Source organism: Sphingobacterium sp. UBA865 (assembly GCF_002295765.1).
In the GTDB taxonomy this organism is placed as follows: domain Bacteria; phylum Bacteroidota; class Bacteroidia; order Sphingobacteriales; family Sphingobacteriaceae; genus Sphingobacterium; species Sphingobacterium multivorum.
The window spans coordinates 291,546-304,832 of sequence record NZ_DBGB01000012.1; the positions used below are offsets into that span (position 1 = coordinate 291,546).

General features: G+C 38.9%; 13 protein-coding genes. 4 read left to right on the top strand and 9 right to left on the bottom strand.

Features of this window, described 5'->3' with window-relative positions; translation table 11 throughout:
• Positions 1–810, bottom strand: a complete 810-nt coding sequence (locus B2O97_RS06675; protein ID WP_139145036.1) for a hypothetical protein — start codon at positions 808–810, stop codon at positions 1–3.
• Positions 794–1,645, bottom strand: a complete 852-nt coding sequence (locus B2O97_RS06680; RefSeq protein ID WP_070567725.1) for an ATP-binding cassette domain-containing protein — start codon at positions 1,643–1,645, stop codon at positions 794–796. Before B2O97_RS06680 ends, B2O97_RS06675 begins: the two co-directional genes overlap by 17 nt.
• 720 nt (positions 1,646–2,365) lie before the next feature.
• On the opposite strand from B2O97_RS06680, the gene B2O97_RS06685 reads away from it, so the two are divergent.
• A complete protein-coding gene (locus B2O97_RS06685) occupies positions 2,366–2,842 on the top strand; it encodes a hypothetical protein (RefSeq protein WP_083296033.1) in 477 nt (158 codons plus the stop codon).
• On the opposite strand, the gene B2O97_RS06690 is transcribed toward B2O97_RS06685, so the two are convergent.
• Genes B2O97_RS06690 through B2O97_RS06700 form a run of 3 tightly spaced genes read right to left on the bottom strand, consistent with a single transcriptional unit; the run spans position 2,843 to position 5,625 of the window.
• Complete coding sequence (locus tag B2O97_RS06690) at positions 2,843–3,619, bottom strand: enoyl-CoA hydratase/isomerase family protein (RefSeq protein WP_070567727.1); 777 nt, start codon at positions 3,617–3,619, stop codon at positions 2,843–2,845.
• Positions 3,620–3,630: 11 nt separating this feature from the next.
• Positions 3,631–4,473, bottom strand: coding sequence for a hydroxymethylglutaryl-CoA lyase (locus tag B2O97_RS06695; protein ID WP_112376131.1), 843 nt, complete (start codon positions 4,471–4,473; stop codon positions 3,631–3,633).
• A 3-nt stretch (positions 4,474–4,476) separates the two neighbouring features.
• Positions 4,477–5,625 (bottom strand): acyl-CoA dehydrogenase family protein, encoded by a 1,149-nt coding sequence (locus B2O97_RS06700; RefSeq protein WP_070567729.1) that lies wholly within the window; start codon positions 5,623–5,625, stop codon positions 4,477–4,479.
• Between the two features lie 153 nt (positions 5,626–5,778).
• Here B2O97_RS06700 and B2O97_RS06705 point away from each other — a divergent pair, with 153 nt between their 5' ends.
• The gene (locus tag B2O97_RS06705) at positions 5,779–7,386 is read left to right on the top strand and encodes an acyl-CoA carboxylase subunit beta (protein ID WP_070567731.1); all 1,608 of its coding nucleotides are present in this window, start codon (positions 5,779–5,781) and stop codon (positions 7,384–7,386) included.
• Between the two features lie 86 nt (positions 7,387–7,472).
• Here B2O97_RS06705 and B2O97_RS06710 read toward each other — a convergent pair whose 3' ends face one another.
• Positions 7,473–9,401, bottom strand: coding sequence for an acetoacetate--CoA ligase (locus B2O97_RS06710; RefSeq protein WP_286709868.1), 1,929 nt, complete (start codon positions 9,399–9,401; stop codon positions 7,473–7,475).
• A gap of 122 nt (positions 9,402–9,523) precedes the next feature.
• Positions 9,524–10,570, bottom strand: coding sequence for a ferredoxin--NADP reductase (locus tag B2O97_RS06715; RefSeq protein ID WP_070567735.1), 1,047 nt, complete (start codon positions 10,568–10,570; stop codon positions 9,524–9,526).
• A 261-nt stretch (positions 10,571–10,831) separates the two neighbouring features.
• Here B2O97_RS06715 and B2O97_RS06720 point away from each other — a divergent pair, with 261 nt between their 5' ends.
• Complete coding sequence (locus tag B2O97_RS06720; RefSeq protein WP_070567737.1) at positions 10,832–11,548, top strand: superoxide dismutase; 717 nt, start codon at positions 10,832–10,834, stop codon at positions 11,546–11,548.
• Positions 11,549–11,601: 53 nt separating this feature from the next.
• On the opposite strand, the gene B2O97_RS06725 is transcribed toward B2O97_RS06720, so the two are convergent.
• On the bottom strand, positions 11,602–12,000 hold the full coding sequence (locus B2O97_RS06725; protein WP_070567739.1) for an SRPBCC family protein: 399 nt from the start codon (positions 11,998–12,000) through the stop codon (positions 11,602–11,604).
• 19 nt (positions 12,001–12,019) lie between these two features.
• The gene (pyrE, locus tag B2O97_RS06730; RefSeq protein ID WP_070567741.1) at positions 12,020–12,670 is read right to left on the bottom strand and encodes an orotate phosphoribosyltransferase; all 651 of its coding nucleotides are present in this window, start codon (positions 12,668–12,670) and stop codon (positions 12,020–12,022) included.
• Positions 12,671–12,692: 22 nt separating this feature from the next.
• Here pyrE and B2O97_RS06735 point away from each other — a divergent pair, with 22 nt between their 5' ends.
• Entirely contained in the window at positions 12,693–13,280 is a 588-nt protein-coding gene (locus B2O97_RS06735; protein ID WP_236560231.1) for an NUDIX domain-containing protein, read from the top strand.
• Positions 13,281–13,287 lie beyond the last annotated feature (7 nt).

Here is a 13,287-nt window from a genome sequence, read left to right on the forward strand (position 1 = left end):
TTAAATCTCCTTTTCTTTTAACCTTAAAAAAGCAACCGCCCAAATCATTATGGTAAGTAACACTCCTACAGCGCCGATCAATGCAAAAATATGATTTGAATCAGACCAATAGTTATTATCCATTGTACCTACGGTATCCTGGGTCTGAGTCTTCATTAAGTAAACAAAAAGACACATCCAAACAACACAGTAAAGCACAAGAAAAATAGCCGTCTTTACATATTGATAGTTTTGGTAGACGATCCCACCAAGTAAGAAAATTGCATTTAGAAGAATTGGTATAAAACAAAAATAATAAGCCGGTTCAGGGTATTGAATCTTGAAAAAGTACTGCCATAGATCCACACTGACCGTCTCCCCTGATGGCTGCACTTCATTTACAACCACAGAACCAACGCTCCTCAAATAAGAAACAAATGCCAGATCGATCAAATAAAAGACCAATAAGTATGAACCAATACTCACGACAACCGTATAGAATAAGCTGACCAGAAACTTTTCCAATTGTGACGCCGGAATCATCAGCTCAAAAATCGCCCGGGTCTTTTTCCCTAAATCAGCAAAATAACTGCTCGAGATAACCGTTACAAAAAAGAGTCCCAAGATACAAAACAACGGTGCTCTGAAATTTAGCAACGAATAAACAGTATTCTTTTTGATGTCATCATAATTTGACCCCAAATTAACCGCATAAAAACCAAAAATTACCCCGGCAATAATCCCTATTGACATCAGATAAATTCGTCCAAAACCAATCCATTGTCTTCGAATCAGTCCAAAAAAACGCGTAGCATTAAATAGATTTGACATATTCATCAAGTTTAATAAGGTCCGTAATTTTTTCCTTGCACTGTAACACAGCATTAAATAACAACTCCAAATCCAGTTTCGAATCTTCTACCACCGAGTTTGGGAGAATAACATTAAAACCGCCTACTCCTTCTTCGGAATAGAGTGTATCCAAAGGCAATTCTCTTACTTTTTTAAAGCATAAACGATCAGTAATCACATGCATCGGAGCATTGAGTGCAACCTTATGATCATCAAGCAGAATAACAGCATCAATAAGATTATCCAGATCACGCACCTGATGTGTGGAGATAATTACACATCGATCGTCAGTAATGGCAGAAGCCATGATCTTTCGAAACTGAACCTTAGAAGGAATATCCAAACCATTCGTTGGCTCATCCATGATGATCACTTTCGTGTTAGACGCTAAACCGAAAGAAATAATATATTTCTTTTTCTGTCCATAACTCATGTTTGCTAATTTTTGCTCAATAGGAATATCGAACTCACGAATAAGCTGATCGAAATATACCTGATCGAAGTTGGGGTAGAACCCTGCATTAGCCTTCAGAAACTGTTCCGATTTTACGGCAGGGAGATAAAACTCTTCCGGAATAAAACTAATCTCTCTTAACAAGGAAGGTTCCCTTCGATTAGGGTTATGCCCCAGCACATCAACTCGCCCCGAAACAGGATATACCAAACCGGCAATATTCTTAAGCAAAGTTGATTTACCAGCACCATTCTTCCCCAACAAGCCATAGATATGCCCCTGCTTCAATTCAAGATCCATATGAAGAAAGAGTGGCCTTGATTTACTATAGCTGAAATTTAGATTTTGGATAGTAACCATACTACTGTATTATTTAATTAATACACTAATATAGAAACGAATTTTATATAATTCCAAAAATATTTTAAAAAAATACAGGCAGGGCTTTGCTTACGCTCAGGCATTACTTTATTTTAATAGCGCCAATCGGGCATAGGACAACATAAACACTCAATTTATGTAATAAACATAATGCAATGATAAACAAATTGTTATTATAATAAATTATGAAATTCGTAATCGAATAAAACATCATTTTTATCGATGTGCATTATCCTTAAAAACAACACGCAAATCGCAACCACCTTCAAAAACCCGAAATAGCCGCATTCTCAGCTAAAACAAATCAAAACCACACAAACCCTTCGGGAATGACAAACATCACCTCAGAGAGGCTAAAAACAACTAAAAATAAAGCATACAGACGATCATTAGTTATTCACAAGCGAATACCTTCGTTCTCGATCATTTGGACGGCCTATTTGGTCCAGCTAATCGTTATTCTCCGCCTGATAGATAAACGGCAAATTACACATAACAACAGCATTAACCAAGAGTTAAAAACAACACAAAGCAACCTAATAACCAAAACAATAAAGTACTTATATAAAGTAAAAATACATATAAATACAAGTCCTTTGATCAGAAGACGTAGACAATTAATGAAAAACCAGCATCTATTCTATAAGCTGGTATAGTTTAAAATAGCTTTAAATCTATTTTATTACCATCTTTGTTTTCATGATGAATTACATTTATCCCTTCATTCTAGCGATGCATTCTTTATGGAGATGGGAAGTACTGATTATACTAGCAATTAGTCTTTCAACCTTTTTTTATAAGAAAAAACAGCAGCTTCTATTCTCCCCTATCGATCAATTTCTTGTAAAAACCACGGTTATTTCTTTCTATATTCAGCTAGTTTTAGGTATTAATCTCTATATACTGAGCCCCATCACACAGTACTTCCTACGACATTTCGACGAAGCAGTCCACCTGAGGCAAATTCGCTTCTTCAGTATGGAGCACAGTAGCATGATGATTATGGCTGCAATTTGCCTGACATTGGGTGCCCATAAAAGCAAAAACGCCGATACAAACGATCGACGTTTTAAAACATTATTAATCTGGTTTGGACTAGCTTTACTGATTATCCTTAGTTCTATTCCTTGGGAATTCTCTCCCTTGACAAGCAGACCGAGTTTTCGATCATTTTAATTAGCTATTTTTCCAGTTGGCTTTTCTTTTATTACGCATGGCATCCATTCCCTCCTTGAAATCATTGGTTTTACGCAAATCTGCCAAGCTCTCTAAGAGAAAGTTATACTTATCATCATAATCTTGCTCTTTTAGCCTTCGCAGTGCAACAAAACCTCTCGATATAGCCAAAGGAGCATTTTTAAGAATAGTTTCTCTCAATTCAACCAAGGCAGTTTCTTCAACATCCAAAATTCCGGACAGAATACCCTTATCCAGCGCATCTCCCGCAGAAAAAGAATCTCCCCTGATACAAAGATCCATCGCTTTTCTTTCAGGCATATATTCCATTAGCAAGGCCAACACCTGAAATGGAAAGAGTCCGATTTTTACTTCTGGCAAAGAAAAACGTACATGTGGCAGTGCAAACAAATAAGTGCAAGATAATGCAATCAAAAAACCACCTGCAATAACATCTCCCCTAACAACACAGATTGAAGGCTTATCTAAACAGGCAAATATTTCTGCCAAAGACTTTTCAACCTTTGGAATTGCCGGATTACCAATATCTACTGTAGGATCCTCAAAAGCTTTAAGATCCATACCCGCACAGAACACCGGACCTTCAGCCTCTATTTGTACTAAACGAATATCGGGATTGCTATTCGCCAGATTCAATGCATAGGCAATTTCGTTCACCATAGTCGGACTAAAAGCATTTCTTTTATCCGAACGAGCTAGCGTCAAATTGAACACATGCTGCTCAACGTGCACCTTTATAAAATTCAGTTTTTCCATCTCAAAAATCCCTACAAAATCATTTGCCTGAAGCTATGCTCCAATCCGAGTATTTCAGCATCAGTTCCTCGTCCAAAATAACGCAACAAGAGTTCTGAAGGTATATTGCCAACCAAATCATCTTTTGCAAATGGACAACCGCCATAACCAAGCAATGCGCCTTCAAATTTACGGCAACCTGCGAGATAAGCGGCTTCAATCTTAGCAAGACTCTCCGCTTGCCTCGCATGAAAATGTGCACCTATTTCCAGTTTTGGAAAACTGGCTTTAACAAAAGTGAATAATGCTGAAATCTGATTCGCATCGGCTTCTGAAGTTGTGTCTGCCAAAGAAAATTCCCGGATACCCAGATCGTATAATTTCCCAATCCATTCTTCTACCAAAAGTGGGGACCACGGATCCTTGTATGGGTTCCCAAAAGCCATGCTAATATAAATAACTAAAGATTTATGATTAGCGTCTGCCAAAAGTTTCATTTCTTTTACTTGCTGATAAGAAGCCGCCAAGCCCATATTGGTATTTCGACGTTGAAATGTTTCCGATATTGAAAATGGATACCCTAAAAAGTCGATTTTTTCCTCTAGAACGGCTTCTTCTACTCCCCGAAGATTGGCGACAATCGCCAATAACTTCACTTTTTCATTCTTTCTGATTCCTTCCAGGACTGCTTTTGTATCCGCCAACTGCGGAACTGCTTTCGGCGAAACGAAAGATCCAAAATCAATAACATCAAACAGCTCACTTTCGATTAACGTATTGATATGTTTAATTTTCTTATCTGTCTCAATAAAGTTATGAAGCCCTTGAACAGCGTCTCTTGGGCAATCAACCAATACAACTTGATCCCTCATCATATGCTATAAAATATCTTTCTCAATCTCTCTGGCGATCACCATTTTCTGAATACTTGAAGTCCCTTCACCTATGGTACATAGTTTAGCATCTCTAAAAAACTTCTCGGCAGGATAGTCCTTTGTAAATCCATAACCACCAAAGATCTGCACAGATTCATTCGAGACACTAACAGCAGCCTCCGACGCATAAAGTTTAGCCATCGCTCCAATTTTAGAAACACGGTCCCCATGATCCTTTAAATAGCCCGCCTGCCTCGTTAACAATTCGCTTGCCTCTACTTGTGTAGCCATATCTGCAAGTGCAAAAGAAACTGCCTGAAATTCGTAAATCTTTTTCCCAAATTGCTCACGCTCGTGTGCATATTTCAGCGCACACTCGTAAGCTCCGCGGGCAATACCCAAAGAAAGTGCCGCAATCGAAATACGTCCGCCATCCAATAATTTTAAAGCCTGTACAAAGCCCTGTCCTTCCTCACCGATGAGTTGATCCCGATGAATCCGACAATTATCAAAAAAAAGACAGGCAGTTTCTGAGGCACGCATCCCCAATTTATTTTCTTTCTTTCCCGCAGTAAATCCAGGTGTACCTTTCTCAACAATGAAAGCCGACATCCCTTTTTTATCCCCCTTAGCCCCAGTTCGTGCAATAACGACAGCAACACTAGAACTGATGGCATGCGTGATAAAATTTTTAGAACCATTTAACACGTAATGATCACCATCTCTCTCCGCAAATGTCGTCATTCCACCGGCGTCAGAACCGGAACCGGTTTCTGTAAGCCCCCAGGCACCGATCCATTCAGCTGTCGCCAACTTTGGAAGATAACGTTTCTTCTGTTCTTCACTGGCAAAGCTTAATATATGATTTGTGCACAAGGAATTATGCGCCGCCACAGAAAGTCCGATTGAACCACATACCTTGGAGATTTCATCCAAAACGGTAATGTATTCCTGATACCCGAGCCCTGATCCGCCATATTCTTCAGGAACGATTACTCCCATAAAACCGTGTTCGCCTAACTTTTTAAAAACTTCTATTGGAAATATTTGGGCTTCGTCCCATTCCATCACATAAGGTTTGATATGATACTGTGCAAAATCTCGTGCACTTTGTCTGATCATATCCATTTGTTGTTTATTTTCAATAAACATAAGCATGAATATTAAATTTACAATCGGTAATTCAATTCAAATATATCAAAATATTTAGGAATAAAATTGCAAATATTTTAAAATTTTATTTTAAATTTATCTAAAAATAAGAAATTCTTAATTTAACAGTTTTTAAAACCAAGATTATAAATTATGAAGGAGCTACTCGCATTACTTCGCCAAAAAAGAGAAAATTTAAAATTCGGTGGCGGCATCGATAAAATAAAAAAACTGAAAGAAAAAGGCAAAATGTCAGCCTGGGAAAGAATAGAATATCTACTGGACCCAGACCGTGAGTATCTTGAAATAGGCATGTTTGCCGGCGAAGGAATGTACAAAGAACATGGTGGATGCATAAACGCAGGATGCGCAGCGGTACTGGGTTATGTAAAATCCAAACTATGCGTCATTGTCTCCAACGACGCGACTGTCAAAGCTGGGGCATGGTTCCCAATTTCTGCCAAGAAAAATCTACGCGCACAAGAAATTGCTATGGAAAACAACTTGCCAATTATCTATTTAGTAGATTCCGCCGGTGTATTTTTACCGCTACAAGATGAAATCTTTCCGGACAAAGAACATTTTGGACGTATATTCCGTAACAATGCCCGAATGTCCTCCATGGGAATACCTCAAATTGCAGCAATTATGGGAAGTTGCGTAGCAGGTGGCGCTTATTTACCTATTATGTCCGACTACGCCTTTATCGTCGAAGGAACGGGATCTGTATTTTTAGCAGGCCCTTACTTGGTCAAATCTGCGATAGGTGAAACTGTAGATGCAGAAACACTCGGCGGAGCTTCTACCCATTCGGAGATATCCGGCGTAACAGACAATAAATTTCCCGACGACCAAAGTTGTTTAGATGCTATAAAAAATGTTATCGATAAAATCGGTGGAAATCTAAAAGCTAATTTCGACAGAAAGATAAGCCTACCCCCAAAAACTGATCCGAGTAAAATAGTAGAGATTCTTCCCGAAGACAGGACAAAACCTTATCGCATGCAGGATATCCTGAATGCAATTGTAGACGCAGAGACTTTAGAAGAATACAAGCCAGATTATGGAAAAACCATTGTATGCGGCCTCGCCCGCATAGATGGCTGGGCTGTCGGGATCGTTGCTAATCAACGCGAGATCATTAAAGCCAAAAAACCTGGCAACACCATGGAAATGCAGATGGGCGGGGTTATCTATAGTGATTCAGCAGATAAGGCGGCGCGCTTCATCATGAATTGCAACCAGCAGCGCATTCCACTTGTTTTTTTTCAGGACGTCACTGGTTTTATGGTAGGGAGCCGATCTGAACAAGGGGGGATTATCAAAGACGGCGCAAAAATGGTCAATGCAATGGCCAACTCCGTAGTCCCAAAATTTACATTTATTGTCGGAAACAGTTATGGCGCAGGAAATTATGCAATGTGTGGAAAAGCGTATGACCCACGACTAATCTACGCTTGGCCTACCGCCCAAATGGCAGTCATGAGCGGTGCCGCAGCAGGCAAAACACTGTTTCAAATCCAAGAATCAGCTTTAAAGGCCAAAGGTCAAGAAATTAATGAAGAAGAGAAAAACGACCTCCTTAAATCCATCGAAGACCGGTACAACGAGCAATTGAGCCCATATTACGCTGCTGCGAGACTATGGGTTGATGGAATTATAGCACCTGAAGAAACACGAAAAGTTATCAGCATGGGAATTGAAGCTGCCAACGAAAAACCTATCTTAGACCGGTATAATGTAGGTGTTATACAGGTCTGAGTGGAGTAAAGTTAAATTCGAAAACCCCTCAAACGGCAAACTTCGTCATCTGAGGGGTTTTTAAATTAGCTATTTTATAGCTATATTTAGGATCTTCTCCAGATTTTGCTAATCGCTTCAAAGTCCAACAAAGATTCTCGATTCCGCATAATGTCTACTGACACCGCTTTTTCTACGGGTATCCCCGAAAAGATTTTCTTAATAGGCAGCTCCAGTTTTTTGCCGCTTAACGTATAAGGAATAGCCGCTACTTGAAAAATATCGTCAGGCACATGTCGCGGACTATATTGCAGCCGAAGCACCCGTTTAATCTCACTTTTTAACATGTCATTCAATAAGCCAGTGTCCAATTGAACAAAAAGCAACATATCAGATGATCCATTTTCATGATCTACGCAAATAACCAAACTATCCAAGACCCCCTCGGTTCTATTTAAAACATTATAGATCTCCGCAGTACCAATACGTACGCCGCCACGGTTCAGAGTTGCATCTGAACGCCCGTACATAATTACTCCATCATGGTCAGTAATCTTAATCCAGTCACCATGACTCCAAACACCGCTATATTTATCAAAATAACTATCGAAGTATTTTTTATTCGCCCCATCGTTCCAAAAATAGATGGGCATGCAGGGCATGGGAGCTAAAATAACGAGTTCTCCAACCTCCCCATAAAGTGGATGACCATTCTCATCAAATGCTTCTATCTTAGCTCCTAAGGTGCGGCATTGAATCTCTCCTGCATAAACATCACGCAAAGTGCACCCCGAAAGAAAGGCGCTGCAAACGTCTGTACCACCACTTAATGAGACAATTTGACTTTTTGGAAACTGTACATTTAGCCATTCAAACACATCTGGCGGAAGTGGTGAGCCTGTTGACCCTATTGTTTTCGGCTGATAAGCCATGGATTTTAAATCTTGATCTTGACAGGAGATGAGATAAGCAGCCCCAACGCCAAAATGATCCACCTTACTTTCTTGTGCAAACCTCCATAAACTCAATTTGTCGGGATAATTCGTAGCTCCATCATATATACACAATGTATTTCCCATTAAAAGGGCCGAAAGCGCATAATTCCACATCATCCATCCTGTAGTAGAATACCACATAAATCGATCGCCGTCTTGCACATTTTGATGCAGTCCAAGTGCTTTCATATGTTCCAGCAGCATACCACCAACTCCATGTGTAATGGCTTTAGGCTTCCCGGTAGTTCCCGAAGAATACAAAATCCATATTGGAGCATCAAAAGGCATTGCCGTAAATTGGAGCTTAACTTGTGTAAGATCCTTTTTCAGAATCTCTTCCCAAATAGGATCATCAATCAAAACACAAGCCACTAATGATGGTAGCCGCTGCGAAAGTTGCTGAATACTTTCCGCCTTTTCAAAAAGACGTCCATTATAGTAATAACTGGAATTTGCGAAGAGTACTTTGGGTTCAATCTGCTCAAAACGTTCCTGAATACTTGCCTCCCCAAAGTCGGGCGAACAACAGGACCAAACCGCACCGATGGAATTAGCAGCCAAAAATAACGCAACTGCTTCGATGCCATTAATCAATACACCAGCTACACGATCTCCACTTTGTACACCTAATTCTTTCAAATAGACTTGGAGTTTGAGAACCATGGATTCCAACTCAGTCCATGACACCTCTCTTTTAGCATGCTGTTCAGATTGAAAGATTAATGCAGGACGCTTTTCCGTTGTGTTCCGAAATACGTGTTCAGCATAATTCAAAGTAGCCCCACTAAACCACTTTGTCCCAATAAAGCTTGTGGAATCTGCCGGTAACTCGACAATGTTTGTAGGAGCTGAATGAAATTTTAAATTAAAATAGGCGGCTATACTCTTCCAAAAATTAGCCAGTTCCGTCGTTGACCATGCCCAAAGGTCCTGATAGGATGGAAAGAATAAGCCATGCTCATTCTCCACATATTGTTTAAACTTATTGATCTCAGCTAGAGATTTTTGCTCTTCTGTTGGGCTCCAGAGTAATTTTCCCATAATAGTTAGCTATAAAACGGTTATATTCAAACTTAGGTAAATTTACGTGTATATGCAATTTTAAATAGCTATAACGCCCTATAACAACACACTGTATTTTCGGATTAAATACAGATGTTAAATTATAATACTTCAATAGCCGTATTCATTTCTACCGGATGCCCCGTGCACAAAAGTATCCTTCCTTGTTCAACTTCGCGATCTGTTAAAACCTCATTATAATCCATTCTTACTTTACCTCTTGTACACTGTGAAATACAGGTACTACACATACCGGATTTACAAGAATACGGCAACTTAATTTTATGTTCCAGCCCGATGTCCAAAATAGATTTGTTATATGGCACTTCAAGATTATAGGTTTTACCTTGAAAATATAATTCGATAGCATAGGTCGTTGTATCAACTTCCTTTTCGGTCTCGTCATCATCATCCTCTTCATTTTGGGGCAATAGAAATGTCTCTCGTTTTATCTGATTGGAATCAAATCCCATCCCCAAAAGGGTAAAACGACATAGATCCATATAAATCACAGGACCGCAGGTATAAAACAAGGCATCTTCCTTATTTCCAAACAAATGATCGTTAACAATAGCATGTATATAATCTCTATTCAACCTGGCCTTCATCAAGTTTTTACTATTGGAGTAAATCCACACAATTGTTAAACGATCAGGAAATCGGTCTGCCCAACCCTCCAATTCGGATCGAAACGGTGTTAATTCCAGCGTACTATTACTGTAAATTAACACTATTTTAGACTTACTTTCCGCAAGAAGCGCTGTTTTGAGAATAGCGTACAAGGGTGTGATGCCAATTCCAGCAGCAAACAAAAATAAGGTCCGAATCTTTTCCGGTTCAGGTTCATATACAAACAAACCCTGAGGTTCCATCGCGTTGACGATATCCCCCTCCACAATAGTATGGTGGAGCAGTCGAGATATTTCCCCATTTTCGACACGCTTAACAGTGATGCTTAAGGGCTCATTATTATCCGGCGAACTATTAAAAGAATAAGAACGACGTACCTCACGGTCACCAAACACAAAAGAAAGCGTAATAAACTGCCCAGCTTTATAGGAAGGATAGTCTCCTGCTATAGACTCAAGCTGAAAAGTAAGGTTATTATTAGGTTGGGGGATGATTTTTGAAATCCTTAATGTATACATAGATCAAACTTAGCTAAATTTGATTTTATAAACAATTATAATTCTTTAGCCAACCTGTCCTATAACTGCCATGAAATGCCTTTAAAACAATAGAAATTAGGGGTAGCAAAATTACCGTACATCAAAATTCGAAACAAAGTATGCTGCTCTACAGATGAATTTATAACAATTTTGTTGTATTACAATTAACAGACAATTCTTGGACAATATTTGCAAAATTTCACGTTATATTTATATCAAAACTAATCACAATAAGATTATATGCAAACACGCAGAAACTTCCTTCAAAATGCAGCAAAAGCTACGCTAGGCATCGCTGTATCTGGATCAATATTACAAGATATTGCTTCCGCGAAAGCTACTGAATTACATGCCGCTACCTTAAAGTTTTCCCAAGTAAAATTACCATTCAGTTATGCCGCTTTGGAGCCTAATATTGATGCGTTGACGATGGAAATCCATTATACAAAGCACCATATGGCCTATATTAATGCCGTTAACGAAGCCATTCTTGCTGAAAACATCAAGGAAGCCTCAGAGGAGCAACTTCTAGCAAACATATCTAAGTACTCTCCAAAAGCAAGGAATAATGCTGGAGGAGCCTGGAACCATAACTTTTTTTGGGAAAGTCTGTCCGATAAGCCGAGCCAGCCATCCGAAAAATTATTGACTATGATCAATAAGACATTTGGTTCTCTAGACAAATTCAAAGAACAGTTTGCCGCTGCAGCAACCTCACGATTCGGTTCGGGATGGGCCTGGTTGCTTTTGGATGACTCAGGTAACTTAAAAATTAGCTCTACTCCAAACCAAGACAATCCTTTAATGGATGTTGCAGAGGTAAAAGGTATTCCCATTTTAGGTCTTGATGTATGGGAGCATGCTTATTACCTGCACTATAAAAACAAAAGAGCTGATTATATTAAAAATTGGTGGAATATTGTGAATTGGAAAAAAGTCAATGAAAGACTAGCATAAAAAAAGCTCGATTATTACTAATCGAGCTTTTTTTATATTCGCTATGAACCAACCTACCCTAGCTTTTCTTTTAATTTGTTGACCTGAAAGTCAACCAATTTTTGAAGCGGCCCAGAAGCGATCATTTTCATCATCATGTTGAGATCAGCATCTATGATAAAGGTTGCCTTTGTCACTGTATCAGCAATAACTTGCAATTCCCAACGAAGAGTTACGTCAAAAGGTGCCTTCTCTAAAGGAGTCAACTTAATAAGATGATTCTCAACACGCTCTTCTACGCGAAGAGCCAATTTTGCCATATTCTGTATTGTAAATCGCGCCTCGTCCGTAGTCGAAGACCAATTGTAGATATTTTCAGGCATCAACTGCTCATGATTGTTGAGATCCGCCAAAAACGCATACACCTCGCCGACATTTTTGTTGATTTCTGTTGTATTCTGAATAGTAGTCATAACGATAAATTAATCCTCTTTATTGAAAATTGTCGCCCCAAGTAGCCGGGTTCAATCGCCACTTTTTCAAGATCTCAATATCCTCTTCCAATACATAACTATTTTCAGCAGCGACCTGAATCAAAGCATCATAATTACATAGACTGAAATAAGGACATTTTGCATCAGCAAAATTATCAGTAGCTTGTTGCAATCCATAAGTAAAAATAGACACCAAGCCAACAACATTGCAGCCAGCCTCACGTAACGCCTTTACAGCCACTAAACTACTCTTACCTGTCGAAATTAGATCTTCAATTACAACTACGCGTTGACCGCTAACTACTTCACCTTCAATTAAATTCTGACGACCATGATCCTTAGCTGAGCTTCTGACATAAGAAAATGGTAGTCCCAAATCTTGTGCTACCAAAACGCCTTGTGGAATACCTGCCGTAGCAACTCCAGAAATCATATCCACTGATCCAAACTCTTCTTGAATAAGCTTAGAAAGCTTTTGACGAATGTATGTACGAATCGCAGGATGAGATAAAGTGATACGGTTATCACAGTAAATTGGAGACTTCCAACCCGACGCCCATGTAAAAGGACTTTTAGGTTGCAATTTTATTGCTTTAATTTGCAATAAGGATTCAGCAACTTTTTGTTCAACCTCATTTAAATTATTCATGGCGCAAATTTATAAAATTTATATGAACGAAACCGTGCTAATTTTAGCAGATTTTGTTCCATCGAAAATCAAAAACCCACAAACAATTAGTTTTCAAGAGATTGACCTCCAAAAACTTTTCAAACAATCTGAAATTGATAAAGTTCCAAAAACATATCTCTACATCAACAAGGATTTTGAAACCGTATTTCAAAACTTAAAAAATAAAATTAAGCTCATTAAAGCTGCAGGTGGGCTGGTGAAAAATGGTGATGGAGACTATCTTTTTATCTACCGATTAGGAAAATGGGATCTTCCGAAAGGTAAAGTGGAAGAAAATGAAAAAATGCGGGAAGCAGCTGTACGCGAAGTTGAAGAGGAATGTGGCATCAAAATCAACTACTTAGGAAAAAAAATCACCACATCATACCATACCTATTTTTTGCGAAATGGAGAATTCGTCTTAAAAGCAACGAACTGGTATGAAATGGGAGTCAACAAAGTCCCTAAATTGATTCCGCAAACTGCAGAAGATATCACAAAAGCAGAATGGCGTCATGTGGACCAATTTGAAGACATACGCAACAATACTTACCCCATTATCGAAAATATCCTAAAAAAGGCAAAATAAATTGCCT

Coding starts and splice junctions, on each gene's coding strand:
- B2O97_RS06675 (WP_139145036.1), bottom strand. CDS start 810: ATGTCAAATCTATTTAATGCTACGCGTTTTTTTGGACTGATTCGAAGA.
- B2O97_RS06680 (WP_070567725.1), bottom strand. CDS start 1,645: ATGGTTACTATCCAAAATCTAAATTTCAGCTATAGTAAATCAAGGCCA.
- B2O97_RS06685 (WP_083296033.1), top strand. CDS start 2,366: ATGATGAATTACATTTATCCCTTCATTCTAGCGATGCATTCTTTATGG.
- B2O97_RS06690 (WP_070567727.1), bottom strand. CDS start 3,619: ATGGAAAAACTGAATTTTATAAAGGTGCACGTTGAGCAGCATGTGTTC.
- B2O97_RS06695 (WP_112376131.1), bottom strand. CDS start 4,473: ATGATGAGGGATCAAGTTGTATTGGTTGATTGCCCAAGAGACGCTGTT.
- B2O97_RS06700 (WP_070567729.1), bottom strand. CDS start 5,625: ATGTTTATTGAAAATAAACAACAAATGGATATGATCAGACAAAGTGCA.
- B2O97_RS06705 (WP_070567731.1), top strand. CDS start 5,779: ATGAAGGAGCTACTCGCATTACTTCGCCAAAAAAGAGAAAATTTAAAA.
- B2O97_RS06710 (WP_286709868.1), bottom strand. CDS start 9,401: ATGGGAAAATTACTCTGGAGCCCAACAGAAGAGCAAAAATCTCTAGCT.
- B2O97_RS06715 (WP_070567735.1), bottom strand. CDS start 10,570: ATGTATACATTAAGGATTTCAAAAATCATCCCCCAACCTAATAATAAC.
- B2O97_RS06720 (WP_070567737.1), top strand. CDS start 10,832: ATGCAAACACGCAGAAACTTCCTTCAAAATGCAGCAAAAGCTACGCTA.
- B2O97_RS06725 (WP_070567739.1), bottom strand. CDS start 12,000: ATGACTACTATTCAGAATACAACAGAAATCAACAAAAATGTCGGCGAG.
- pyrE (WP_070567741.1), bottom strand. CDS start 12,670: ATGAATAATTTAAATGAGGTTGAACAAAAAGTTGCTGAATCCTTATTG.
- B2O97_RS06735 (WP_236560231.1), top strand. CDS start 12,693: ATGAACGAAACCGTGCTAATTTTAGCAGATTTTGTTCCATCGAAAATC.